The 24,432-nt window shown below is 68.9% G+C and carries 23 protein-coding genes and 1 pseudogene; 5 read left to right on the top strand and 19 right to left on the bottom strand.

What is annotated here, in order from left to right; all coding sequences use genetic code 11:
• The first annotated feature begins 102 nt into the window (after nucleotides 1-102).
• Together BT364_RS13600 and BT364_RS13595 are read left to right on the top strand one after the other, a co-directional pair.
• Nucleotides 103-312: a hypothetical protein gene (locus BT364_RS13600; protein WP_072485405.1), complete on the top strand. Its 210-nt coding sequence runs from the start codon at nucleotides 103-105 to the stop codon at nucleotides 310-312.
• Between the two features lie 166 nt (nucleotides 313-478).
• A pseudogene (locus BT364_RS13595) lies at nucleotides 479-784 on the top strand (MMPL family transporter); the annotation flags it as partial.
• A 186-nt stretch (nucleotides 785-970) separates the two neighbouring features.
• Here the strand turns inward: BT364_RS13595 and BT364_RS13590 are convergent.
• The 3 genes from BT364_RS13590 to BT364_RS13580 all read right to left on the bottom strand — a co-directional run bounded on the left by BT364_RS13590 (nucleotide 971) and on the right by BT364_RS13580 (nucleotide 2,818).
• Entirely contained in the window at nucleotides 971-1,417 is a 447-nt protein-coding gene (locus tag BT364_RS13590; RefSeq protein ID WP_107408227.1) for an SRPBCC family protein, read from the bottom strand.
• A 398-nt stretch (nucleotides 1,418-1,815) separates the two neighbouring features.
• Nucleotides 1,816-2,058 (bottom strand): hypothetical protein, encoded by a 243-nt coding sequence (locus BT364_RS13585; protein ID WP_072485404.1) that lies wholly within the window; start codon nucleotides 2,056-2,058, stop codon nucleotides 1,816-1,818.
• Nucleotides 2,059-2,248: 190 nt separating this feature from the next.
• Entirely contained in the window at nucleotides 2,249-2,818 is a 570-nt protein-coding gene (locus BT364_RS13580; protein ID WP_256259749.1) for an Lrp/AsnC family transcriptional regulator, read from the bottom strand.
• Nucleotides 2,819-2,911: 93 nt separating this feature from the next.
• On the opposite strand from BT364_RS13580, the gene BT364_RS42895 reads away from it, so the two are divergent.
• Complete coding sequence (locus BT364_RS42895; RefSeq protein ID WP_256259748.1) at nucleotides 2,912-3,778, top strand: amidase family protein; 867 nt, start codon at nucleotides 2,912-2,914, stop codon at nucleotides 3,776-3,778.
• Nucleotides 3,779-4,012: 234 nt separating this feature from the next.
• Nucleotides 4,013-4,576 (top strand): GNAT family N-acetyltransferase, encoded by a 564-nt coding sequence (locus tag BT364_RS13565; protein ID WP_072485403.1) that lies wholly within the window; start codon nucleotides 4,013-4,015, stop codon nucleotides 4,574-4,576.
• A gap of 615 nt (nucleotides 4,577-5,191) precedes the next feature.
• Here the strand turns inward: BT364_RS13565 and BT364_RS13560 are convergent.
• The 9 genes from BT364_RS13560 to BT364_RS13520 all read right to left on the bottom strand — a co-directional run bounded on the left by BT364_RS13560 (nucleotide 5,192) and on the right by BT364_RS13520 (nucleotide 14,427).
• A complete protein-coding gene (locus BT364_RS13560) occupies nucleotides 5,192-6,181 on the bottom strand; it encodes a terpene synthase family protein (RefSeq protein WP_072485402.1) in 990 nt (329 codons plus the stop codon).
• Nucleotides 6,178-7,557 carry a cytochrome P450 gene (locus BT364_RS13555; protein ID WP_177328117.1) on the bottom strand — a complete coding sequence of 460 codons (1,380 nt, stop codon included), beginning with the start codon at nucleotides 7,555-7,557 and terminating at the stop codon, nucleotides 6,178-6,180. Before BT364_RS13555 ends, BT364_RS13560 begins: the two co-directional genes overlap by 4 nt.
• Entirely contained in the window at nucleotides 7,554-9,152 is a 1,599-nt protein-coding gene (locus BT364_RS13550) for a prenyltransferase/squalene oxidase repeat-containing protein (protein WP_079179448.1), read from the bottom strand. Before BT364_RS13550 ends, BT364_RS13555 begins: the two co-directional genes overlap by 4 nt.
• A gap of 48 nt (nucleotides 9,153-9,200) precedes the next feature.
• Entirely contained in the window at nucleotides 9,201-10,226 is a 1,026-nt protein-coding gene (locus BT364_RS13545; RefSeq protein WP_256259772.1) for a polyprenyl synthetase family protein, read from the bottom strand.
• A 219-nt stretch (nucleotides 10,227-10,445) separates the two neighbouring features.
• Nucleotides 10,446-11,738, bottom strand: a complete 1,293-nt coding sequence (locus BT364_RS13540) for a cytochrome P450 family protein (RefSeq protein ID WP_072485400.1) — start codon at nucleotides 11,736-11,738, stop codon at nucleotides 10,446-10,448.
• Nucleotides 11,735-12,355 carry a GTP-binding protein gene (locus BT364_RS13535; protein WP_371268588.1) on the bottom strand — a complete coding sequence of 207 codons (621 nt, stop codon included), beginning with the start codon at nucleotides 12,353-12,355 and terminating at the stop codon, nucleotides 11,735-11,737. Before BT364_RS13535 ends, BT364_RS13540 begins: the two co-directional genes overlap by 4 nt.
• Complete coding sequence (locus BT364_RS13530) at nucleotides 12,327-12,710, bottom strand: DUF742 domain-containing protein (RefSeq protein WP_072485399.1); 384 nt, start codon at nucleotides 12,708-12,710, stop codon at nucleotides 12,327-12,329. Before BT364_RS13530 ends, BT364_RS13535 begins: the two co-directional genes overlap by 29 nt.
• Nucleotides 12,707-13,138, bottom strand: a complete 432-nt coding sequence (locus BT364_RS13525; protein WP_072485398.1) for a roadblock/LC7 domain-containing protein — start codon at nucleotides 13,136-13,138, stop codon at nucleotides 12,707-12,709. Before BT364_RS13525 ends, BT364_RS13530 begins: the two co-directional genes overlap by 4 nt.
• Before the next feature lie 2 nt (nucleotides 13,139-13,140).
• Nucleotides 13,141-14,427 carry an ATP-binding protein gene (locus tag BT364_RS13520; RefSeq protein WP_072485397.1) on the bottom strand — a complete coding sequence of 429 codons (1,287 nt, stop codon included), beginning with the start codon at nucleotides 14,425-14,427 and terminating at the stop codon, nucleotides 13,141-13,143.
• 774 nt (nucleotides 14,428-15,201) lie between these two features.
• Here BT364_RS13520 and BT364_RS39115 point away from each other — a divergent pair.
• Nucleotides 15,202-15,717 (top strand): recombinase family protein, encoded by a 516-nt coding sequence (locus BT364_RS39115; protein WP_256259747.1) that lies wholly within the window; start codon nucleotides 15,202-15,204, stop codon nucleotides 15,715-15,717.
• Between the two features lie 6 nt (nucleotides 15,718-15,723).
• Here the strand turns inward: BT364_RS39115 and BT364_RS13510 are convergent, their stop codons facing one another.
• From BT364_RS13510 to BT364_RS13480, 7 genes are all read right to left on the bottom strand, one after another.
• Complete coding sequence (locus tag BT364_RS13510; protein ID WP_072485396.1) at nucleotides 15,724-17,370, bottom strand: pyruvate, phosphate dikinase; 1,647 nt, start codon at nucleotides 17,368-17,370, stop codon at nucleotides 15,724-15,726.
• Nucleotides 17,371-17,447: 77 nt separating this feature from the next.
• Entirely contained in the window at nucleotides 17,448-18,080 is a 633-nt protein-coding gene (locus BT364_RS13505) for a transcriptional regulator (protein WP_072485395.1), read from the bottom strand.
• A complete protein-coding gene (locus BT364_RS13500; protein ID WP_072485394.1) occupies nucleotides 18,077-18,565 on the bottom strand; it encodes a hypothetical protein in 489 nt (162 codons plus the stop codon). Before BT364_RS13500 ends, BT364_RS13505 begins: the two co-directional genes overlap by 4 nt.
• A 442-nt stretch (nucleotides 18,566-19,007) precedes the next feature.
• On the bottom strand, nucleotides 19,008-20,828 hold the full coding sequence (locus tag BT364_RS13495) for a glycoside hydrolase family 15 protein (protein WP_072485393.1): 1,821 nt from the start codon (nucleotides 20,826-20,828) through the stop codon (nucleotides 19,008-19,010).
• A 103-nt stretch (nucleotides 20,829-20,931) separates the two neighbouring features.
• Nucleotides 20,932-22,149 (bottom strand): cytochrome P450, encoded by a 1,218-nt coding sequence (locus tag BT364_RS13490; protein WP_072485392.1) that lies wholly within the window; start codon nucleotides 22,147-22,149, stop codon nucleotides 20,932-20,934.
• 13 nt (nucleotides 22,150-22,162) lie between these two features.
• Nucleotides 22,163-23,554, bottom strand: coding sequence for an NAD(P)/FAD-dependent oxidoreductase (locus tag BT364_RS13485; protein WP_072485391.1), 1,392 nt, complete (start codon nucleotides 23,552-23,554; stop codon nucleotides 22,163-22,165).
• Nucleotides 23,551-23,778: a ferredoxin gene (locus BT364_RS13480; RefSeq protein WP_072485514.1), complete on the bottom strand. Its 228-nt coding sequence runs from the start codon at nucleotides 23,776-23,778 to the stop codon at nucleotides 23,551-23,553. The genes BT364_RS13485 and BT364_RS13480 overlap by 4 nt, the downstream gene beginning before the upstream one ends.
• Between the last annotated feature and the right edge of the window lie 654 nt (nucleotides 23,779-24,432).

The raw sequence follows: 24,432 nt of genomic DNA, 5'->3' as shown, positions 1-24,432 counted from the left end.
AGGGCGATCCCCGGAAATGGACACCAGGGTTCATGAACGGGTGACTGCGCACGTGGCGTGATCAGCCGATACGCGAAATCTGTCGGGGTGAGGTGGCCGGACGTGGAGTGGCGGCGTTCGCCTGTCGTGCGGCATCCAGGCGAGCACCGCTTCCTGCGCGAGCACTGCAGCCAGGACGGCGCGGCATACCTCGGCGGTGACAACACCTTCGTCGCCGGGCCACGCAGCACCGTGGTGGCGTTCGACCCATCCGTCGACCCCGGCCCCCTCATCGACGGCCTGGTCGATCTGGTCCGGCACTACCTCGCATAGACCGGGTGCGGACGTGAAGGCCGCGCTCGCACAGCACGAGGAGGCCGAAGCCGCCGCGCCCGCCGGCCAGCGCGTCGGGCACACACAGACAACGTCGGCCCAGACCGGGCCGGGGGCCGTCTCACGCCGGGCGGCTCCGCCCCGTCCGCGCATGGACCGGGGCGGAGCCTGTTTCATGATCAGCGTCTTCGCCGGCTTCGTCGGCTCCCACGACGCCATGATCAAGGCCCTGGGCTTCGGACTCGCCATCGCCGTCCTCTTCGACGCCTTCGTCGTCCGCATGACGATCGTCCCGGCAACCCTCGCCCTCGTCGGCAAGCGCGCTTGGTCCCTGCCCGCCTGGATCGACCGCATCCTCCCCGACGTCGACATCGAAGGAGAGAACCTGGCCCGGCAGGCGGCGCCCCCGCTGCCCGCCCAGGAACAGCCCGAGCCCGTCGCCCCCGCGCACGACCACAGCGGACACCGCTGACACACCACCGGGGAGGCAGTACGCCCGTTGCGCGTACTGCCTCCCCGGCCGTCCCGCCGCGGCCCCCAGAATCCAGTCATGCTGGGAGTGCGGTGATGTGTCGGGACGCCGTGGCGGCGCCGGCGGACTGCCTGCCCGCCCGTCCGTACGGACGGGCCCTCAACCATGCCGGAAGTGCGGAGAGCCTCAGGCGTTCCCGCCATGCTCGCGCACCGCGATCCGGGCCAGCTTCGTCAGCATCCATCCGTTGCGGACCCCGACGACGTAATCCACCGGGAGTCCGTGCATCCGGGTGCCGGGGCCCCGCAGGGGGTGCCAGTCGAGAACGAAGAGGGTGTGCTCGCCCCAGGGGATCAAGTTCATGGCGATGCGGGCCGCGCCGAATGGACCTGCCTTCGCTTCCAGTTCGAGGCGGTGCTGCGGTTCACAGATGCGGACGACGCAGGTGTCGTCGAGGGTCAGGTGACCGGCTCCGACCCGGACTTTCAGGCGGGCGCCTACTTCGGGCCAGTGCGGGTCCGCGGCGAGGACCTGCTGGGTACCTGTCACCCACTCCCCGTAGCGGTGGCTGTCGGACAGCAGGCCCCAGACTTCGGACGGCGAGCTCAGGATCAGACGGCGGCTCCGGGCCATCCTGATCACGCTCCTTTTGGAGTACGAGGGATACGCGAGATGTGTAGAGACCCATGCCTGCTTCGTCCACATCCAGCGGCCCCGCTCCGTGCGGCTCGTCAGCGTGCTGTGCGGGCCGGGGGAGGCTGGGCCGTTCACTCGCCCCCTCTTCCGTGTTCACTGTTTCGGCGTGGGGGCAAGGGATGGCGCGCGGGGCGCGGGAATTGCCTCCCGGACTGCCGCGGCGCGCGTCGGCCTGAACAGCGACATCAAGGGAGGCGCTCGATGTCGCCAGGAATTGTTGTCGCGATCATTGTCGCGACTACCGCGCCGCCCACGAAGTCAATGCACGAGCCGGTGGTCAGCGGACGACCACCGAGGAAGGGTGCATCGCAGTCGGCTCCAGCGACCCGAGAGGTTCAGGCGTGATCCACGAGCTGGGACTGGGAAAGACCCGCCACACGCGCACAATGCGCGCAGCAGAAGAACTGCCCGTCGGCCTGCATGCCGTGGCCGAGGATGCGGCACTGGCAGTTGACACAGGTCGGGGCGATCTTCTGGGCGGCGCACTCGATGCTGTCGAAGACGTGGACCGCCCCGCCTGCGGCACGCACCTCGAACGCCAGCTCGTAGTCATTGTGGCAGACCTCGCACACGGCCATGGACGATCATCCCTTGCTGCTGGATTCGATGAGCTGGGGCTTCTGCGCGTTCGCTCGCCCGCGAAGGCCCGGTGCCCAGGACACTAGCGAAACAGCGCACCGATCCTCCGGCAGCGCGGGCACTGCGACCCGACCGATTTGTCGGAATCACTCACACAGCGTCCTCGCGCCCACGCTCGGGATCCCGGGGTCAGACCTGTGGCAGGGAGAAGGGGACGTGCCCGATGGCACGGCCGGTGGCGTCGAGGAGTCGGCCCATGCGTTTGCGGGAGTGGAGGAAGACGGTGCGGTCGTTGACCGTCAGATTCGGGAAGCGTTCCGCGAGGTGCGCTTCGAAGGGGTCGATGGCGTGCAGGCCGCGCAGCCGGACCATCACGAGCAGGTTGTCGGAACCACTGATGGACACGGCCAGGCGAACCTCTTCCATCCGGGCCAGCGCGTTGCCCGTGCCTTCGAGATGGGTGTGCGGGACCGCGGCGCGGTAGAGCACGACCGTCGAGAGCCCGGCGACGGGGTGGGCCAGGTCGCAGCGGAAGGTGATGTCTCTGTCCCGGATCATCCGCTGAAGCCGGCGTCGGGCGGTGTGTTCGCTCATGCCTGTCGCGGCGCCCAGGTCGGTGTAGCCGAGGCGCCCGTCGCGGCCGAGGGCTTCCAGGAGAGCCCGGTCCCCGGGCGGCGGCCGGTGATGCATGTGGGCGCTGTACACGGTCGGGCGTGAGGCGCGCGGGGTGGAGAGCTCCGCGTGGCCGGAGGGCTCCATGGCCCGCATCCGCCAGTCGCCGCCCTCGCTGTACAGCGTGATGCCGGGCCGCGTACGGGTGGACCGTACACCTTTCAGACCGCCGATCAGGCCATGGACCGAGCGGCCGAGGGCGGGCAGGTCGGCCGCGACGACCGACGCCAGGAGATCGAAGTCACCGGCAGCGAGGACTTCGGTGCCTTCGGCACGGCCCTCGGTGTCCCCTCGGTCTTCTGGCACTTCGGCGGCGCCGACCCGGCACTGTTCCAGCACATCGACCCCGGAACCCTGCTGACGGACGGTCTGCCCGACACGATCCCCGCCAACCACTCCCCGTACTTCGCCCCCGTTCCGGAGCCCACGATCCGGACCGGTGTGACGGCGCTGCTCGCGGCGGCCGCCCACTGGCTCGCCGGGCGCTCCCTCACCGAGGGCTCGCTCGTCGATGTCGGCAGCACAGCGACCGAGAACGCCCCGGTGATCGACCGCATCCTGGACGCCGGCGGCATCATCCACGCCCGCACCGCCACCCCCGAGTTCTCCATCGCCACCTTCACCCACAGCCGCCTGTGGGGCGTTACGCGCAATCCGTGGAACCCCGAGTTCACCCCCGGCGGCTCGTCCGGCGGCGCGGGCGCCTCCCTCGCGGCCGGCACCGCACTGCTCACCTCCGCCTCCGACATCGGCGGCTCCACCCGCATCCCCGCCGCCTTCACCGGCACCGTCGGCTACAAAGCCCCCTACGGCCGGATCCCCGGCGTCGCACCGCCTGCCGCGCCTCGGTCAGCACGCCCGCACTGGAAGGGACGGCAAGGCCGGCCTGCTGCCGCTGCGCGATCTGATCCGCGGTCCGTGCGGCGAATCGGAGATTCTTGGCCCAGGTGCCAATGGGGTATCCGCGTTCGCCGATTGGGGTGGCAGGCGGCAGGAGGTGGCCGTGCACGTTGGCCCAGGCGCGGGCGGCTGCGAGTCCTTCCGTGATAGCGGCATCGCCGTAGGCCGAAGACCCGAACGCCTTGGGAGATCGTGCCTTCGACACCGGCCCGGTGTGCGTACTGCTCCGTGAAGATCACCTCTTCGTTCGCCCTGTGTCGACCCGTGGCACGTCTTCCGCGGATCGGTTCCTCTTGTCGGCGTTCCGTTGATTGTGCGACCGCACGGATCACAGCTCACGGGATGAGAGATGATCAGGGGAACCGTTCGGGGAGGACCTTGATGAACGTCACCTTGCAGGTGGACGCGACGCCGTCTGCCTCTGCGCTCTTCTTACGCCCTTGGAATGATGGCGACGTCGAGCCGCTGGTGGAGGCGTATCGCGATCCCACGTTGCGTCGTTGGGCGGGGCCTCCTGTAGAGAGCATCGAGGATGCTGTGGAGTGGCTGGAGCTTCAGAGATGTGGCTGGGCGACCGGAGAACGGCTGAGCTTCGCCGTGCATGAAGGTCACTCCGGCACAGTCGAAGGTCGGCTGGCCGGCAACGTGGTCATGAAGCGGACCGGTCCCAGCCACGAATCCGCAGAAGTCGGCTACTGGACGGCAGCCCACGCCCGAGGCCAGGGGGTGGCCCCTCGTGCCCTCGAAGCCCTCACCAGCTGGGCCTTCGACGTCTTCGCGGGCGTAGGTCTGAAACGTCTCGACTTGCTGCATCAGGTGGACAACCTCGCCTCGTGCCGGGTTGCGGAGAAGGCCAGATACGGGTTTCACCAGGTCCTTCCGGCTCGGCCGCCTTTCCCCAGAGACGGCCATCTGCATATACGACGTGCCGACACTCCAGCCTGAGGCCGCGGAGTCGCTGCCTGCCCGCGTTGTCAGCTGCATGTTCCGATCACTGTGGTGCGGGCGCCAGGAAACCGAGTCACGGATGGCCGCGAGTAGTTTGTGCAGGCGCTCGGCTGGGGTTTCCCAGTCGAGCGTTTTGCGTGGGCGGCTGTTCAGCTCTGCGGCGCGCCGAGTCCGTCCAGCAGAACACCTCGAGCATGACCCTCGTCGAACCGGAGAACCCCGGCCGCCCGTACCGCACGCCGACCTGCGAGCACGCCGCGACGAGCTGCTGGACGAACTGGCCATCATCAACCAGCTGCTGAAGGATGGCCAGGGGCCGGGCGAGTCGGCCACCCGACCACGCTGCGGCACGGCGGGTCGACGCTCGTGCCCGCGGCGGCTTCGTCATCGATACCGGCACCGGTCATCACAGAGGTGCCGTCCCTGAGAAGCGCGCCGTCGGTGTCCCGACGGCGCGGTAGGCGTATAGAGAAGTGAGGACGAACCAGGTGGTTGACGAACGGTCGGCAGGGCTGACGAGCGAGGCCCGAGCCAAACCGCAAGTTCCACACCTGGCTCCACCGCACCGAGGGACAGCGCCCCCGTTGGCATCAACACCACGACCTTGACGACCTACTGCATGGCACCGACCTCGCCGAAGGAGTCGTAGCGGGCGTGTCCTATGTGCCACACGTAGGAGGCTGCGACGGCCTCCATGGCGCGAGCGTGATCCGCGAGGGCGTTCCCGCTGTTGGCGGCGAGTTCGGTGATGCGAAGGCGTGCGGTGGAGGCTTGGCCTTCACACATGCGGGAGGCCAGGCGGAACGCCTCTTCGAGGTCGCACTCGCGGTGTCGGATCAGCAGTGTTGGCAGGCTCGGAGGAGTCGGGCCACCGCGATCCGTCTCCTTCGCGTACGAGGCAAGGTCGTTGATCCACCCGGCAAGGTCGGCAACGGCCTTCTCTAGTTCCCGCACCGCTGTCGAGGTTCGCTGATCCTCTGTCAGTTCGTATCCGAGCGCGACTTCCGCGGTCGCCATGACGGTCCGGACGAAGACCGTGTGGGGGCGCATCGCGCAATAGTCGCTCAGGGTGACCTGGTCGGGTCTGTCGAGGTGATGGGCCTCCCAGAGGATGCCGAAGAGGTTGTCCCGCAGGTGTGCGGTGAGCCGCAGGTACTGCGCGGGCGTGGCCCGTTCCCGGAACCGGTGCAGAAGGTCCCGCAGGGCGGCGATGTAGGCGTCGTCATCGGCCGCCGGCTCGTCGTGGCCGGCCAGCAGATGGACACAGTGACTGATGCGGCGGACCAGACGGGCGGTGTCACGGCCTCCTTCGGCCTCGCCGTGTACGTCGTCGAACGCGGTGAGCCACAGAAAGAGATCGGCGCACAGGAACACGCCGTCCCGGTCCGCCGCGGGCAACACACGAGCCACCCCGTGGGCCGTGATGTTGCAGAGGGCCTTCGCCTCGCCGGGTGAACCGATCAAGGGGAAGGCCCGGAGCCAGTGGGCGGTCTGCTCCTCGATGGCGTCGGCATACGGGCTGGTGGCGAAGGGGCCGGGGAAAGAGCCTCGGAGGTCGGGCATCGGCAGGGTACGCGCGTCCGAGCTGCGGGTGTGGCTCATACGGCTGTCCTCGCGACGGCCCGCTGCCTGGTCTCGGCGACCATACGGGGGTCCGACGGGTGCACGGTGAGCAGCCCGATCGGCTTCACGGTGGCGCCGGGAACGGGCCGCAGCCGCCAGCGGGACGCGATGAACGCCGTGATGACGATCCCCTCCGTCCAGGCGAACGCGTCGCCGATGCACATGCGCTTTCCTGACCCGAAGGGGATGAAGGCTCCCCTCGGCGGCTGGGGGCGCTCCGGCAGCCAGCGGTCGGGGTCGAAGCGCAGCGGGTCGGGGTACAGGGCCGGGTCCCGGTGCAGTGCGTAGGGACTCCATAGCACTTGCTCCCCCGCCGGCAGGCTGACCTGCCCGAGGCGTACGGGCTTGGTGGCCTGCCGGGTCACCAGCCAGCCGGCGTGGTGCAGGCGGAGGGTCTCACTGACCAGTCTGCGGGTGAAGGAGAGTTGGGGGACGTGCTCGGCGGTGATCGGGCCCTCTCCGACCACGGAGTCGACCTCCTCGTGCAGCCTGCGCTCCAGCTCGGGGTCGCGGCCCAGCTCGTGGAACAGCCAGGCCAGCATGACTCCCGTCGTCTCGGAGCCTGCGGCCAGCAGCCCGATGATCTCCGACAGGATCTCGTTGTCGGGCAGTGGCGCACCGGTTTCGTCCCGGGCCTCCAGGAGCAGCGTCACGAGGTCGTCATGGGCGTCGGGGGCCGCCCGGCGCTCCGCGATGATGTCCGCCACCTCGCTGCGCAGCAGGCTGCGGGCGGCCTTGAGCCGCCGGTTGCTGCGGGTGGGGAGCCGTTCCAGCGAGGACACGGGCACCATGGTGCGCCAGATGGCGGCCGTGAAGACTGTGTCGACGGCGTCGAGGATCGCGCGCGCCCGCTCTTGTTCCGCGCGGAAGGAGCACAGCACCGACATGGCCACGTCCTGGGCCATGAGCCCCATTTCGGTCTTCAGGTCGAGCAGTTCCCCCTCACGCCAGCCCGTGATGGACGGCTCCACCGTTTCCCGCATCGTGTTGACGTACCCGCTGATCCGCTCGCGGTGGAAGGCGGGCTGGAGCAGGCGGCGCCGACGCAGGTGGGGCTCGCCTTCCGCGACCGGCAGGGCCGACTGACCGAAAAGCTTGAGCTTCTCGCCCAGCAACCCCTTGGAGAAGGAGCCGGACTTGCTGGTGAGCATCTCGTGGATCAGCTCATGCGAGTTGACCACGGTCACCTTCTTGGGGCCGACCGACATACGGACGATCGGCCCGTACGTGCGCAGGCGTTCGACGAACTCCAGGCGGTCCTTGATCAGGGGTACAACGTGTCCGATGAGCGGCAGCCGCCCCGGAGCGGTCGGCGGAACGTCCATGTCGGCAGTCACATCTATGTCGGCAGTCACGCGTCCGTCCTTTCCACATCTGCTTCTGTACATGCGGCTGCGCGACGTGCCCGCAGCAACTCCCGCGCAGCGAGCACCTCCGCTTCGATCACTGCGGTGGGCGCGTACAGGGTTTTGTCGTGCCACAGGGCGGGGTGCTGGTGGCTGGGGTGCGAGGCGGTGCGCAGGTATGTCTCGGCGAGGTCCAGGGCCCGGGTGTGCTGTGGCTGCGGTGTGGGGGTGGCGGCGCTCAGCAGGATTTTGACGGCGTATGCGGTCTCTTCGACGGTGCTGCCCCACACACCCCAGGAGCCGTCGGCGCGCTGAGTCTCAGTGGTCCACGCGGCGGCCCTCCGGACGGCCCTGGACGCTTGGTGGCCGCCGTACTGTGCGAGCGCGGTGACGCTCCGCGCGGTGGCGTAGTAGGGGGAGGCGTGCCACTTGTCGGTCCAGTGCCCTTCGGGCCGCTGCTGGCCGGTCAGCCAGTCGCACAGCTTCGCCGCTCGGGGGCCGTACGTATGCTCTGCCGTCGGGCAGCGCCGCAGGTAGCTCACCAGGGCCTGGAGGGCGTGGGCGTTCGCGGTGACCGATCCGGTGTCCTCGCCGATGTAGCAGTCGTAGTGGCTGCCGTTGTGGAACAGGTCCAGCGGTGCCGGGTCGTACGGCAGGCCGACGAGCGAGGCAACCAGCACCGCCATGGCGGTGTCGTCGGCATCGGTCATGAGGCCGGGCGCACCGCGCACACCCTGAGAGTCGTAGATCTCCTCGGCCCACCCGCGGACAGTGGGAAGAGCGGCAACGGGCAGGTGGGCGCGCGCCAGCGCGGCGGCGACCCATAGCCGTTCGACCACGCGGAGGGGCGCGGCCTCAGGGAAGAGACCGCCGTAGCGCTGCGCCACTGCTGTGAGATCGGCGACGGCCTTAGCGGTAGTATCAGGTGACCGCATTGCCCGCGCCGCGGTGGCGGCCGGCGAGCTGCCCAGCAGGCCTTCGACGTCAGGGACGAGAGCCGGCGGTATGTAGCTGTCTATGCCTTCGAACGTGTGGTGAAACTTGATGGGCAGGCTGCCCGCCGACTCGTACCGTCTGGCCACGGAAGCAGGTGCCGACTCATGAAAGCCGCCCGGAACCGCGAGCCGACGGCCACCGAAGCTTGGCATGTCCTCGCCGGTGGCCGGGGAGCCCAACTTCTCGTTGATCTTGGCTATCAGGCTGGGTACGAGTATTTCCGCTGCAGCCGTGTCCGGCCACGGGCCCACCGGTGGCAGTGATCGCAGTACGTCGAGGCCCCTGTTCACCGCGGTCGTGAGCCGGCCGGTACCCTCTGCGGACGCGGTGCCCCTTCGCAGGACCGCCAGTGCGGCCTCCACGCCGCTGAGTGTCGGCAGGAGCCGGTAGGGCAGCGGTCCCTCCCCCCAACTGCCGTCGGGTGCCTGCTGTTCCAGCAGGTACGTGATCCGCTGTGGCTCCCCGGGCAACCACGGTGCCGCCGAGAGGACGCGGGCCGTCTCGTACAGGGAAGGACGGACGCTTCCCCATCGGTCCTGGTCTGCCCTCGCGACCAGGCTGGTCGCTCGCTCGGTGTAGGACGTGCCGATGGGTGTGCTGATGCTCATGGGGCGACTTCCTCCTCGGGGTTCTGACTAGCGGAGTGCGGCGATGCCTTATGCCTGCCTGGCCGTTGCGTCCAGGGCGAGCCGGCGCAGGGAGGCTGTGGTACTTCCCGGGAAGGGGGCGTTGTCCAGGGCGGCGAGGGCGGCCGCCCGTCGCGTGGTGATCATTTCCTCCACGGTCTGCCGGGCGCCGGTGGAGTTCAGGATCGTGCGGACCGCGGCGGCATGTTCCTCGTTGAGGTCGCTTCGGCCGACGAGTTCGCGCAGTGTTTTCAGTTCGGCCGTGGAGGCTCGCTGGACCGCGAGTGCCATCAGGACGGTGGCCTTGCCCTCGCGCAGGTCGTCCAGTATTGGTTTGCCTGTCTTGGCGGGATCGCCGAAGACCCCGAGCAGGTCGTCCCGCAGCTGAAACGCTTCTCCTAGTGGTATGCCGAAGGCGGTGCATGCATCGAGTACGGGTGGGGTGGCTCCGGCCACAGCCGCCCCTATGTGCAGGGGCCGTTCTATGGTGTATTTGGCCGTCTTGTATCGAATGACGTGCAGTGCCGTATCCACGTCGCCGGTAAGACGGCCGGTGGTCTGCAAGTCCAGGAGCTGGCCGTACATGACCTCGCTCCGCATTTCGGCCACCAGGGGCAGCACCTGTGCCAGCCGCCCCGGGCTGAGGTCCGCTGTGCGGAGAAGTTCATCGGACCACACCAGGGCCAGGTCTCCGAGAAGGACGGCCGCGCCCAGACCATGCGCCTGGGCCCTGCTGCCGGGGCCGCCGCTGTCGGTATACGCGGTGGCCAGTGCACGGTGGGCGGACGGCCGGCCGCGGCGGATATCGCTGTCATCCATCACGTCGTCGTGTACCAGGGCGAACACCTGGAAGAGTTCGAGACTGGCGGCAGCGCGAACGGCAGCAGTCATGTCGCCTGTTGCTCCGGCGGCTTGCCATCCGTACAGACACAGCAGGGACCGAAGTCGTTTTCCGCCGGTCAGAAGTCCGCGCAGGGCGGTGGTCAGGTGGAGCAGCTCGATTCCTGGCGCAGCACGTTCCTTGGTGTCCAGGAATCCGGTCAGAGCCGCGCCCACCTTCTGTCGTAGGGAAGAGAGGTCGGGCAGTTTTGTGGGAAGGGCTTGTGTCACCGGCGGTTGATCCTCTTTCGTTCGAGAACCGTCGTTGCGGTTCCGTTCTTGCAGAGGACGGGGCCAACGGACCCGCGTCTCCTTCCTAAGGCTGTCGCGGTGGTGCCGGCCGGCTCCCGGGCGGCACCACCGCGACGCGACGATCGACGGCAGGTGATTCGGCTTCTACGCCTCAGACCTGCCTGACGTCGAGGCCGACGGCGTGTCCCGCTCGGGGCGGGAGGGGCTCCGGCTCCAGGGGGTGGCCCCCTCGGCGTCGGGGGTCAGCGGGGTGAATCGGGCCGGGAGCGTGGTGAGCGTCCGGTGGACAGCCCCGGGGCGGTAGGTCAGCCTGCCGGCGGGAACGTCCAGTTCGATGTCCGGCAGATAGGTCAGGAGCCTCTCGATGGCGGCCGTGGCGATCAGTGTGGCGACGTCACGGGCAGGACATGTATGGGGACCTGCGGCGAAGGCCAGGTGGGCCTTGTTCCCGGAGCGGTAGCCGTCCGCCGGAATGCCCGAGTGGGGACAGGTGTTGGCGGCTGCGTACGACACCATGACGGGCGAGCCCGCGGGGATGCGAGCGCCGTGGAAGGTCACGTCCTTCTTGGGGAAGTGGACGCTGTAGTTGGCCAGCGGCGCGTCGTGCCACAGCGCGTCGTCGATGGCGTTCTGGATGGGCAGGCTCCCGGTGGTCAGGGTGCCGAAATAGCGGTCGTCGCTGAGCATGCGGACGAGCGTGTTGGCGATGAGGTTGCCCAGCGGCTCGTTCCCGGCCCCGAGGGTGATGAGGATCTGGTTGACGGCCTCTTCCTGGCTCAGCCCATTGGGATGATCGATGAACCAGGAGGTCAGATCGTGGCCGCGCTGTGCCGCCTTGGTCGCGTAGAGCGTTTCGAGGTAGGCGCCGAACGACTGCCCGCCCGCTGCTTGCGTCTCCGGATCGCTGTCCATCATCGCCCCGAGCGCCCACACAAGCCGCCGGCCCTCCTCGTCCGGCATGCCGAACAGAGCGTTGAAGACCATCAGGGGCAGCTGCTGCGCGTACTGGCGGACGAGGTCGACCGTCCCGGTATCGGCGAATTCCTGGAGCAGCGTGTCGGCGAAGCGGAATGTCAGGGTGCGCACATCATGGGGATCCAGGAGACCGAAGCTGTCCGTGATCACACGTCGCAGGTGCGCGTGTGCCTCGCCGTCGGCGAAGAACAGACTCGGCCGCCACTCCACCAGGGGCCGGATCGGGCTGTCCTCCGGCACCTGCGGCAGCCAGCTCCGGGTGTCCTTGGTCCACGTATCGGTGTCCTGGAGGAGGTCGAGGGCGGCCCGGTAGTCGGTGACCAGGTTGACCACGACACCGGGGGCCACCTCGGCTACGCCGACCGGTCCCTGTCTGCGCAGCAGTTCATAGCTGCGCTGCGGGTTCGCGGCGTGTTCGGCCCCGTGCAGGGACACGGGGGCTTCGGCTGGTGTGAGCGTCACGAGGTTTTGACTCCGGCAACGGATATGGAATGGGCGGTCAGTTGGGCGAGGGCGTGCAGGCCGCTGTTCTTCTCTCGTGCGTCACAGGTGACCAGTGGTGTCTCCGGGGCGAGGTCGAGCTTCGAACGGATGAGCGCCAAGTCGTACTTGGGTGAGTCAGGGAAGACATTGACAGCGACGGCGTACGGCAAACCGCGCTCCTCGATGAGTTCCATCACTTCCCAGGAGTCCTTGAGCCGCCGGGTGTCGACCAGGATGAGGGCACCGAGTGCTCCGAACGCGATGCCTTCCCACAGCGGAAGGAAGCGGCGCTGCCCCGGAGTTCCGTACAGGTACAGAACGATCTTGTCGCCTGGCAGCGTCAGACGGCCGAAGTCGATGGCGACCGTGGTGGTGGTTTTGTCGCGCAGGACATCGTGGCTGAGGTCATCGGTAGCGACCGCCGCGTTCGTCATGACCTCGTCGGTGTGCAGTGTCGGAATCTGCGACAGCGACTTGACCACGGTCGTCTTGCCGATACCGAGCGGGCCGGCAACGAGGATCTTGATCCTTCGGTGTTCCCCCTCGGGCAGGTAGACGGGGGGCGAGCTAGGCGGCAAGGAGAGCGTGGAGTCCACTCAGAACCTCCTCCAGGACTTCTTTCGACGGTCGGCCATCGTTCGACGCGCGGAGGGCGTCCGGAAGCGGGACGGTGGCCTTTAACTGACCGTCACTGACAAGTTGTTCGGCGAGCACCAGAGTCACGCTGACCGGGAGGCCGAGGTAGCCGGCCAGTTCGACGACGCTGAGCGATCCGTCGGTGAGGAGCTCGATCACGCGCTGGTGCACCGCTGTGTGGTACCTCGCGAGGGGCAGACCACTGGCACGCAGAGCGGCCAGCGAATCGAGGGTGCCCGAGAGGCCGGCGCCGGGGCTGGTCCCGGTCGCGAGGTAGGCCGGCAGCAGCCGTCGCTGTTCCTGGCCCCGGCTCATGACGCCCCGTCGCCGGTACGGGCGGGAACGGACATTATCTGTTCCCCGAGTTTCATTGCCTGGCGGGCCATGGTGGCCGCGACCACTCCCATGGGCATGTCCTCGTCGCCCGCCGCCGCGATCAGGGTGTTGGTTCCCTCGCCGACCGGCATGACCATGTAGATGCCCCGGTCGTTGTGCGAGGTGACGGTCTTGAGCGGAGTGCTTCGAGGGGCTCCCAGAACGGCGTTGGTGGCGGCGCGGGAGGCGGAGTGCAGCGCTGCGGTCATCGCACCGATGCCGTCTGCCTCGTCCTTGGTGAGATCCTCGGAGATGGCCTGGACCATCCCGTCGAGAGTCATGGTCAGGGCGTGCCGGACACCACGGATTTCGGTGATGGGCTTCAGGACCCAGGCGGACGGGCCGGTCTCTTCGTGGGCTTCAGACATGGTCACAGTGTTGACTCCGAATCGGTGACGGACCGGTCGCTGGTGAGGCCACTTTGGAAATCGCTCCACATGGCACCGGTGTCTTCCGGGTTCAAGGGGCGGGGCGCTGCGGCGGCCTCATCATTGGTGGCTGTCGCCGAGAAACGGCGGCGGCGCTGCGGCAGCGCGGCCGCGCCGGTCGGCGCGGGCGAGTGCGCGGGCGAGTCGGCAGCGGCGGGCCGCTTGTGGGCCTGTGGCGCCACGGCAGGTTGGGGAGCCATGACCGACGGAGGTGTGGCGTATTCGTCGATCGAGGTCAACAAGTTCTCGGGAACGGACACCACAGCGCGCACCCCGCCATAGGGAGAGGAAGTGTCGATGGAGACATGGAGGCCGTAGTCGGCGACGAGACGGCCGATGGCGGCGAAGCCCATGGACGGCGGGTCGCCGAGCTCGAGGAGCATCACCTCCTGCTGTTCACCCGATATCAGACTTCGGCCGCGGGCGAGCGCTTCTGAGGTCATGCCCTTGCCGGCGTCGTCGATCGTGATGCACACACTGCCGTTGCCGGTCTGGATCAAGCCGACGTCCACCATGAGGTCGTCACGGGAGTGCTCCAGCGCGTTGGCCATCAGCTCGGCGCAGACCACGGCAACGGGCTCGGCCGCACGCCCGACCACGCCGATGTTGGAAAGGCCCAGCCGAGAAACGATGTTGATGCGGTCGAAGCCGCGCAGCCGGGAGGAGGCGCCACTGACGACCTCGCTCACATAGGTGTCCTTGCGGACGTGACCCGGCCAGCCTCCGCACACGATGGCGGATCTCTGCGTGAGGCGCAGGTTCTGCTCATTGATGTGGTCGGACTCAAGCAGACTCTGCGTCAGACGGGGCGGCGCGCTGAACTCGTGCTGTAGACCCACGATATTCGTCTGCAACCGGTAGGAGAGGGCCTGGGACTCCTGAGTTGCGCCACGCAGGGCAGCCCGGGCAGCGGCGTCGATGCGGCGCCTTTCCTTGAGGACGATGCCAGAAACCGCTTCGGGCAGGGCGTCGAGGAGCTGTGCAGCCTCGGACCCCGCGAGGTGCTTGTGCAGGAGTCCGGGGACGGGGTGATGAGAGCTGATCAGGTGCAGTGCGAGAGCGGGAAGCCGATCGGAGACGAGGTGACGCACTTCGTCGAGAAGCTCCGCCTCGCGGGTATTGAGCTCCGTCGTGCGGGACTCTGCGGCCTGCCTGTTCTGCACCTCGGTTCGGGCGCGACCCTCGGCAGCCTGCGCACGGGAATTGGCGGCCTGCGCCTCCGCGGACAACTCTCGCCCCTGTCGTACGTGTTTGCGGCGCGAGCGTGCCAGGAGCAGCGCCCAGACTGCTAGGAGGAGAGACAAGACGCCAAGGGCAACGGCGATTTTTGAGGACAAGGTCACGGAGGGTGGTCCTAGAGGTCGATCGAGCCTTCGAAGAACAGCGCAGCGGTTCACTCCCCCGTAGGGGGGTGCGCGCGGTCTCCGGAGAGCTGGCGGACAGGAGAAACAATGTGGCAAGTGAGCAGTGCATGGACCGTTCGTGCGGCGGAGAAGTGCCACCGCAGACAAACGACTGCCATGCCGAGGCGAGGTCCGGTGAATCGCCCGAGCCGGCCAAGGCCCCAGCGCCGCGATCCCCACAGGCGGCGACGGTCGCCCGGCCGGCCCTCGCGCAACTCCAGCCCCCGGAAACGATCGCAGGACGGGGGCGGAGCCTGCTGAACGCAAATGGACAAGTTCATCAGAGCTCCGTTGAAGACTGCGAACGTCGGCTACATCGGGTGCTTCCCGCTATCGCACGCAGTCGACTCGCGGCCTTGCCACTTCCTAAAACACGGTCAGCTTACTGGAGTTGATCAGTACACGCGGCCTTGGTGCCCCGCGCAGTTACGAACCGGACGAGGGTGGTGCTGGTGGCCGGGCAGGCTGTACAGCAGCAGCCCGACGCGGAGGCGGTACCTCGACAGCCGGGCGCGCAGGTCGACACATCGCAGCAGCAGCCGGTGGCGAAAGCCGTACCGAAGGAGCAGCGGGACGGGCCGACGGAGGGGATGTCCCTGGGTGGACCAGGTCGTCGCCGTCACCGGATGGACACGGGAGCGGGGCGACGCCGCTGTCGACTGGGCGACAGTCGAGTCCCGGCTCGGGACAGCGTTGCCCAGAGACTACAAGGAACTGGTCGAGCGGTTCGGCTACGGCGACTTCGACGACTACCTCGGCCTCCTGGTTCCCGACGGCCCGCCCGGCAGCCTCGACCTCGTCGAGTTCAACGAGTTCTGGGCCCGGGCGGCCGCAGAGGACGGCGGCGGGCCATGGGAGCCGTCCCGCCCCCGCGCGCTCGCCGTCGTGCCCGCACCATGCACCGAGCGGCCGATCCGGATCGGGTACGCGAGGACGTCGACCGCCCGGCAGGAGCTGGCGAGTCAGCTCGCAGCCCTTCGGTGGGCGGAGTGCCACAAGGATTTCTCCGAGCAGATCAGCACCCGGATCAAGGTACGGCCCGAACTTGAGAAGGCGCTCGCGCCGGCCCGCCGGTTCAAGGGTTCACGCCGACCGAGTCTCGCGCGCCCCGCATGAACGCCGTCAGCTCTCCGGTCCGTCGCCGGTCCGCCGGAGGGCGGCCTGTGCCGAGGTGAGGCGTTCGGATTCGCTGCGGCCCGTGGTCCTGTCGCCCGCGACGTCGTCGGCCCAGCTCAGCAGCCGGTGCAGCTGTGGATCGGTCGAGGACGCGGCGATGCGGGGCTCGCCGACGACGACCTCTCCGCCCGTTCCGTCAACGGCGATGAGGGTGCCTTCGGGCAGGGTGCGTCCGCCTGCCCGGACGCAGCCGTCGGCGGCGTCGACGGTGAGGTTCGCGGCCCCCACGACGGCGGGTTTCCCCATCGACCGCGCTACCACGGCCGCATGACTCGTCGGGCCGCCGCGAGCGGTGACCACCCCGGCGGCGGCGGCCAGGCCGTGCATGTCGAGCGGGGAGGTTTCGGGGCGCAGCAGGACGACCGGCCCTCCCGCGGCGAGCCGGGCCGCGCTGTCGGCGGTGGTCGCCACCTGGCCGACAGCGACTCCCGGGGAGGCGCCCAGCCCTCGGGTGAACAGGTCGCGGGGTTCGATCGCCGTGATCCGAGGCGTACGTATGTGGGTGAGGTGCTGCGGTGAAACGCGGAGCAGCGCCTCGTCGCGCCCGATCGTTCCCGCGTCGGCCAGGTCGACCGCGACCCGGACTGCGGCGCGCCCGACGAACCGCCCCCGGCGGACCTGCAGGATCCACAGTTCGCCCGCCTCGAAGGTGAACTCGACGTAGCACGCGTCGCGGTAGTTCTCCTCGAGCCGGGTCAGGGCGGACAGCAGGCGGGTCCACACCTCGGGTTCCCGGTCGGCCAGTTCGCTCAGGGGCTCGGTCAGTGACGATCCCGAGACGACGTCTTCGCCTTGTCGGCCGAACAGGGCCTCACCGAAGGGGACATGCTCGCCGGTGTTGGGATCACGGCTGAACGCGACGCCCGTTCCGCTGCGTTGGTCACGATTGCCGAACACCATCGCCTGTACGGTCACGGCGGTGCCGAGGTCGTGCGGGATGCCGTGCAGTTCGCGGTAGGTCTTCGCGCGCGGTGTGTTCCACGACGAGAACACGGCCTCGACAGCGAGCTCCAACTGGCGGGTGGCGTTCTCGGGCACGCTGTCGCCGCTGCGTTCTGCGATGAGCTGCTCGACGTCCCGGATCGCCTCGGCGAGGCGGCTCGTGTCGGTGTCCTGTCCGGCGAGCGCACGGTCGATGGCCGCCAGGCTCTCCGGGCCCACGCCGGCGACCTCGGAGGCGAAGCCGGTCAGAAACCTCAGCCGCGAGTCGAGTGCGAACCGCAGGTCGCCCGTCTCGTCGGCCAGGGTGGTGGTCGCCTCGGTGGTGAGCCCGAGGTTGAGGACGGTGCTCATCATGCCGGGCATCGAAACGCTGCCGCCGGAGCGGACGGACACCGCAAGCGGCCGCCGTGGACCGCCGAGCCTGCGGTGCGTGGCGGCTTCGAGGCCGGCGACGGCGGCCGCCAGTTCGGTGTCAAGGCCGCTGGGCAGCCGTCCGGTGCGGAGGAAGGCGCGGCACGCCTCCGTGCTGATGACGAAGCCCGGCGGCACGGGCAGTCCCAGACGGCGGAGCACGACGAGACCGAGTGCCTTGCCGCCGAGGACTTCCGCCGTCTCCTCGACCTCAGCCGAAATGGGGTGAATCCAGGTCATCGCGTGGTCATCTCTGCGTCGCCCTTGCTGATTCGGCTGCGGGTCCTGCGCCGTGCGCGGGGTGGCGGGCGGGGGATTCAATGGCGCGGGATACCGAGGGTGGCCAGCAGGTCCTCGTGCAGCTGGAACCACACGGTGTGATACGAGGACGTGCTGTCCGTCACGTACTCCAGAGCGCCGGCCCTCGCCCGGGCGAGCGCGTCGGCGAGCCGGACGGGGTAGCGCCGGAAGCGGAGCAGCGCCGCGGACAGCTCGGCGCAGAGGGGCTCGGCACGCTGGTGGAACTCCGTGAACCGGTCGAGCACCCGGGCGTCGTAGGAGGGGTCGCTGTGGTCGTTCATCGTCATGGAGCCGCCTACGGTGCGGGTCTGCCACGCCGTGCAGAGATCCAGCAGCTCGGGGTTGAGCACCAGGAACCGGTCGAACGCCGCGGTCAGTCGGGCCCGGGCTCCGGCTTCCTCCAACTCGTCGGCGATCCGCTCGGCGTCCGCGGCTCGACCCTCCTCCGTAAGGCCCCATCCGCCGAAGTCGCCCGCAGCATGGGTGACGAGTCCGGCCACGGCGAGGTCGATCAGTTCCGATTCGACGTCGGACTCGGGGAGTCCCGACGCCCTGGCCACCCCGGAGAGGCCGGAGAAGCCGATGCAGCGGAGGGTGTGAAGCACCAGGAGGTCGGTGCTGGTCGCGTGGGACGAAACAGGCTGGGTCATGGCGCGGCCCCAAGGGTTCCAGGTGTCGGCGAGGGTGAGCCCGCCCAGATGCGCGCAGGCCTGAACGATGTCGAAGGGGTCACCGAAGCCGAGCGCCGGATCCGCCGAGGCACCCGGGCCCCCAGCAGCCTCAGGACCAGCTGGGCCCGCCGGACTTGACGCACGGACGGGGCGTCGGCGGGCGCGTGCGACTCGAGCGCGAGTGCCAGCAGCAGAGCCTCGAGGTGGGTCACCTGTCCGAACGCGTCGCGGATCGGTTCGTCGTCGAGAACCCCGGCCGGCGAGCGGAGATGCACCCGGCCGAAGGAGGGGGTGCCGTCGGCCAGGGGCATTCGTTCGAGCCAGGTCCGGGCGAATGCGCCCAACGCGTCGGCGATGGATCCCGCAGACGGTGTCGGAGGCTGCGGGACCGCGCTGGTGGTGTGGGACTCCGCGGTGCCGCTGTGCTCAGCCGTGGCGGCACGCTCGCGGGTCAGACGCACCATCCGCGACACCTCCCTGTCCGGTCGCCGCCGTTCACAGCAAAAGATACAAGGAACATCCTGATGATTGGACCATCCGAGTCCGGGACGACGCGAAGCGGGACGGCTGTCGGCCGACCGGTTCGGGCTGCCGGTCGCTCAGGCCCGTAGGGGCCGACCGGGCGCGCCGTCAGAAGGCGCCGACCACCGATGAGCCGGCGGTGCGCGCCGTGGCCCGCCAGGCCGTCCGCGACATCCGCACCGGACCGCCCCCGCCTGTTGCCGATCCGCCGGCAGGCGGGGGCGTTTGCGGATGTCAGCTGTGGTGGCTCGGCGACGACCTGGCTGTCCGGTTGCCCTGGGCGACGCAGTGCGCGCGAGAGCATCCTGCGGTACAGCACATCGAACTCCGCCGCGGTCAGCTGTGGGCCGCCTGCCGGACGCGCATGCGTGACCGTGGGTCGGCTCAGCGCCCGTTCTCCGCGTCGAGCGCCTCGTCGAGGGTGGTGGCAGCCATGATCAGGGACAGATGGGTGAACGCCTGGGGGAAGTTGCCCAGTTGCTCCCCGCTCGGACCGACCTCCTCGGCGAACAGTCCTACGTGGTTGGCGTAGGTCTGCATCTTCTCGAAGGTGTAGCGGGCCTGGGGCAGCCGCCCCGCCCGGGCCAGTGCATCGACGTAGAGGAAGGTGCACAGACTGAAGGTGCCCTCCGAGCCGCGCAGCCCGTCCGGCGATGCCGCCGGGTCGTAGCGGTAGACAAGGCTGTCGGAGACAAGTTTGCGGTCCATCGCGTCGAGCGTGGAGAACCACGCCGGGTCCCGAGGAGCGATGAACCCGACCCTGGGCATGAGCAGCAGCGAGGCGTCCAGGACCTTGCCGTCGTAGTGCTGGACGAAGGCGCGCTCCTTCTCGCTCCAGCCGCGCTCCATGATCTGCTCGAATACGGCGTCCCGCGCCTTGCGCCACCGCTCCAGGTCGGCGGGCCTGCGGAAGTACTCGGCCAGACGCAGCCCGTGGTCGAAGGCAACCCACGACATCACCCGGCTGTAGGTGAAGTCCTGGCGACCGCCGCGGGTCTCCCAGATGCCCTCGTCCGGCCGGTCCCAGGCGCCAGTGAACCAGTCCAGCGTCCTGGTGAGCGCCTGCCATCCCTCGAAACTGGCCTGCTGCGCGATCTCGGCACCCTGGGACACCGCGTAGAGGGCTTCGCCGTAGATGTCCAGCTGGAGCTGGTCGGCGGCGCCGTTGCCGATGCGGACGGGATAAGAGCCGCGGTAGCCCTCGAAGTGATCGAGTGTCTCTTCCGGCAGGTCGGGGCTGCCGTCGATCCGGTACATGGTCTGGAGCGGCTCGCCCTCCTTGCCCTTTCGCTCCCGCAGCCTGTCGACCAGCCAGTGGACGAAGGCGGTGGCCTCCTCGACGAAGCCGAGGTCCAGCATGGCCCGCACGGACAGCGAGCCGTCGCGTACCCAGGTGAACCGGTAGTCCCAGTTCCGCTCTCCGCCGACCTGCTCGGGCAGGCCCGTGGTGGCCGCCGCGATCAGCGCGCCGGTGGGGGCGTAGGTGAGGAGTTTGAGGGTGATGGCCGAGCGGTGCACCAGCTCGGGCCACCGTCCCCGGTAGTGGGACCGGCTCAGCCAGTGCCGCCAGAACTGGGCGACTTCGTCGAACTGCCCGTTGAGCCCGTCGACCGTGGGGGGTGTGGGCGTCTCGCCGTCGGACGCGCAGACGGTGAAGACGGCGCCGCCGGACTCGCCGGCGTTCAGTGTCACCTTTCCGCGTACGTCCCGGCCGTCCCGCTCCAGCGGAAAGGTGGCCTGCAGGTGCCCGTCGATCCCGGGGGCCCGGAACAGAGCGCCGCTCTCGCCGAGTTCGAGCTCGTGCTCGGCCCGGCCGTAGTCGAAGCGCGGCCGGCACTCAAGCGTGAAGTCGACGGTCCCCCGCACGGCACGGACGCCGCGGACCAGGGTGTGCCGGTCGGTGGCGGCGCGGGTCCGGTCCGGGGCCATGAAGTCGACCACCTCGCCCACTCCGTCCGGCGACAGGAACCGGGTGACGAGGATGGCGGTGTCGGGGTAGTAGAGCTGCTTGCAGGTCCCGTCGGAATGCTCGGGGGCCAGCCGCATGTACCCGCCGCGGTCGTGGTCGAGCAGGGCCGCGAAGATGCTGGGCGAATCGAACCGGGGAGCGGCGAACCAGTCGACGACGCCCTGCGACGAGACGAGCGCGGCGGTCTGCAGGTCGCCCACCAGGCCGTGTTCGGCGATGGGAGGGTAACGGTCCATTGCGGCTCCGAGGTCTCGGAAGGGATTGTTTCTCCAGGTAGAGGTCACCACTGAGGTGAGCGAGGCTGGCGCGCATTGCTGCTGACCTCGGCTGCCGCGTTCATCACTGGCTCTGCTCGATGTGCAGATGGATGGGACCTCGCAGGATGGGGCTGGGCCGGTACGGTGGCGGGTCGGCGACCAGCCTGGGCCGGTCCAGGCGGCGTACCAGTTCGGTCAGTGCGATCTGGGTTTCCAGTCGGGCCAGCGGGCCGCCGAAGCACAGGTGGATGCCGCTGCCGAAGCCCAGGTGCTGGTTGTCCTGGCGATCGGGGTCGAAGCGGTCGGGATCGTGGAAGCGGTCCGGGTCGCGGCTGCCCGAGGCCAGCATGAGCATGATCTGCGAGCCCTTGGGGATGACGGTGTCGGCGACGGTGATGTCGCTGTACGCCGCCCGCCAGGGAATGATGTGCACGGGGGGTTCGTAGCGCAGCAGTTCCTCGACCAGCGGCACGATCAGGTCCGGTTCGTCGCGCAGCCGCTGCAGCACCCGCGGGTGGCGCAGGAGCGTCAGCATGCCGTTGGTGATGAGGTTGACGGTGGTCTCGTGGCCGGCGATGAGCAGCAGATTCGCGGTGCTGACGATTTCGTCGTCGGTCATCCGCCCGTCGGGCCCGTCATCGTTGGCCAGCCGTGTCAGCAGGTCACCGCCGGGCCGGCCGTGGCGTTGCTCCAGCAGCCCGCCGAGGTACTCGCGCAGGTCTGTGGTGGCCTGCATGCCGTTGTCCAGTTTCTCCTTCGGGTCGGTCTTGGGGTCGTAGTCGAGCGAGTCGATGACGGCATTCACCCACACGTGGAACTGCGGTTCGTCCTCGCGCGGCACGCCGAGCAGGTGGCAGATCACGGTGACGGGGAACGGGTAGGCGAAGTCGTCGACGATGTCGATCTGCTGTTTGCCCGCGAAGTGGTCGATCAGGCCGCTGACGATGGCGGTCAGGTCGGGTTCCATGCCGGTCACCAGACCCGGGGTGTGCGGGGGGCCGAAGTGACGCATCGCCAGGCGCCGCAGGCGGTCGTGCTCGGGCGGGTCGAGATTGATGAACGACGGCGTGGTACGTGCCTCGGCCGCGGCCATCGGCCGCGACAGGTGGCGGACATCGGAGCTCAGGTGCGGGTCGTGCAGTATGCCGGTGAGCTCGCGGTAGGCACTGATGACGTAGCTGCCATCCTCCTGCAGGGCCACCGGCGTCTCGCGCAGCTCGGCGTAGAGCGGATACGGGTCGGCCCGGGCGGAGTAATCGAGGATCCGGTGCAGGATGTCGGGCGTCTCGGTCGTGGTCATGTCGCTTTCCCTCCTACCGGTGCTGCCACGCGGCCGTGACGCGCCGCTCGCCCGGGTCGTGGCCGGTGACGACCACCGTGGCGCCCTGGGCGAGCAGCCTGGGGCCGGGGAAGTCGACAGGAACCGGCTTCGCGTCGGCGGGTTCGTCGGGCGTGGGGCAGGGCGGCGGGAAGGGCGCGGCCGTCTCGATCAACTGCCGGTAGTGGTCCAGCCACTTCGCGTTGTTGAAACTGACCGCCGCGGTGACGCGGCCCTGGTAGCCGTACGCGGCGACGAAGCGGTGGTCGGGCACCGACCCCTGGGTGACGACGACCTCGTCGGCGAAAGTCGGTACGCCGACGGACTTGATGTTGACGCCGAACTGGATCGACCAGAACGTCGGGATGGACAGGTGCGGCCAGCGGTCCGCCTGAGCGCTGACCATGTTGTGCGCCGCGACCTGGGCCTGCTCCACGGCGTTGACCCAGTGCTCCAGCGAGATGAGCCGGTACTCGTAGATCGGGTTCGGGCAACGTGCCACGTCTCCGGCGACGAAGATGTCGTCGGTGATCAGGCCGTTGAGGTCGAGGGCGCGGCAACCCGTGTCGCAGGCAATACCCCATGGGCCTGCCGCCAGTCCCGAGTCGCGCAGCCACTCGGTGTTGCGGATGCCGCCGAGCGCCACCACCGCCACGTCGGCGTCGATGGTGCTGCCGTCGTCGAAGTGGGCGCGGTGAAAGCGCCCCTGCGCGTCGCCCTCCAGCTGGGTGACCTTGACACCGCAGCGCAGGTCGACGCCATGGGCGCGCTGCATGTCCGCCGCGACATCACCGATCACGGCGCCGAGCGCCCCGACCAGCGGGGCCGGCGCGAGCTCGGCGACGGTCACCGGGATATCCCGCTCGCGGCAGATGGAGGCGATCTCGGAGCCGGTGAAGCCCGCGCCGATGACCAGTACGCGGGAGGGTCCGGCGGCGAGGGCTCGCTGCAGGCCCTCGGCGTGCTCGCGCGTGCGCACGACGAACACCCCGTCCAGGGCCGCTTCGGTCTCGACGAACCAAGGCCGGGCCCGTACCCCGGTGGAGATCAGAACTCGGTCGAAGGGAACCTCGCGGCCGTCGGCGAGATGCACGTGGTTGGTCGCCAGGTCCAGCCCGTCGGCGGGCACGCCCAGCAGCCATTCCGCATTGATGTCACGACGTCGCGGCAGCGTGGTGCCCCCGGCCGGCACCCACCCGGTCAGCACCTGCTTGGACAGCGGGGGCCGGTCATAGGGCTCACCCAACTCGTCACCGATCATGGTCAAGGATCCGGTGAACCCCTCATCGCGAAGAGTCTCCGCGGCTCGCAGTCCCGCCAGTGACGCCCCGACTATCACGACACGGCCGTCGCTCTTGAACCTCTTCAAGGTATCGGCGCTGGTCATGACTGCGCCGTCCCCACCGGCGAGTCCCGCCCCTCCAACCGGTCGACCAGAATCGCCTGGAGCGGGCAGGCTGCCGCGGCACGCAGCACCTGCTCGCGCTGAGCATCGTCGGGGTTCGGGTTGTACATCAGCGCTTCTTCACCGTGCATCCGGAACACGTCCGGAGCCAGGAACGCGCACTGCGCATACCCCTGACACCGGGAAAGATCAACGACAACTCTCATCCCGAGCTCCATTTCAGGGACACGAAGCTGCGGACCCTGAGGCTGCACCACCACGGCGCCCAAAGCGCGAGGCGCTCCTTCGAAGAAGGGAATCGGCTGTTGCTCGCTCCTGCGCATACGAAGGAGCGCACCACGCCCGTCAAAGGTCTCCGCAGGCAGAATTTGATCATCGCGAATGCGGACCGGGCGTCTGCAAAACCACCCGGAGAGCCTGACCTTGCCCTCAAAAGGGTATCCCGCGCGCACGTCGTCCGCACCCCGGAGAAAGGGACGAGCGGGCGTCCGTCTCCCCGGCGTCCGAGGGCTGACCGAGTAGGAGGAGTAAGCCTCTGAGCTGGGCGGACGGGGCTTGCCGAATGGCCGGTCCACTGCGGTCCAGGAAGCACTCCCGGCGGCCTCTGGCATTGCGGGTCACTGCCGAGCACGCCCCCTGGGCGCCATCGTGCGGGCCCGCAAGGAGGTCTACCGAACGACGTGCGACTACGGGGCCCCCTTGGTTCGCCCGGCCGAGGTCCTCGGACGTGGGCGTGATGGTGGCCTGTGGTCTTGGCCTACTCGTTGGAGCGTGCGGCTCCGCGCCGGCCCGGTCAAGCGCGACACGTTCCTGCCGACCCGATCGCCCGGCACGTTCGCCGACCGGGGCCACAGGCAGCG

This window comes from Streptomyces atratus (assembly GCF_900119365.1).
Lineage (GTDB): Bacteria > Actinomycetota > Actinomycetes > Streptomycetales > Streptomycetaceae > Streptomyces > Streptomyces atratus_B.
Note: the sequence above shows the minus strand (reverse complement) of the source record. Positions and strands in the feature narration are given on the sequence as shown.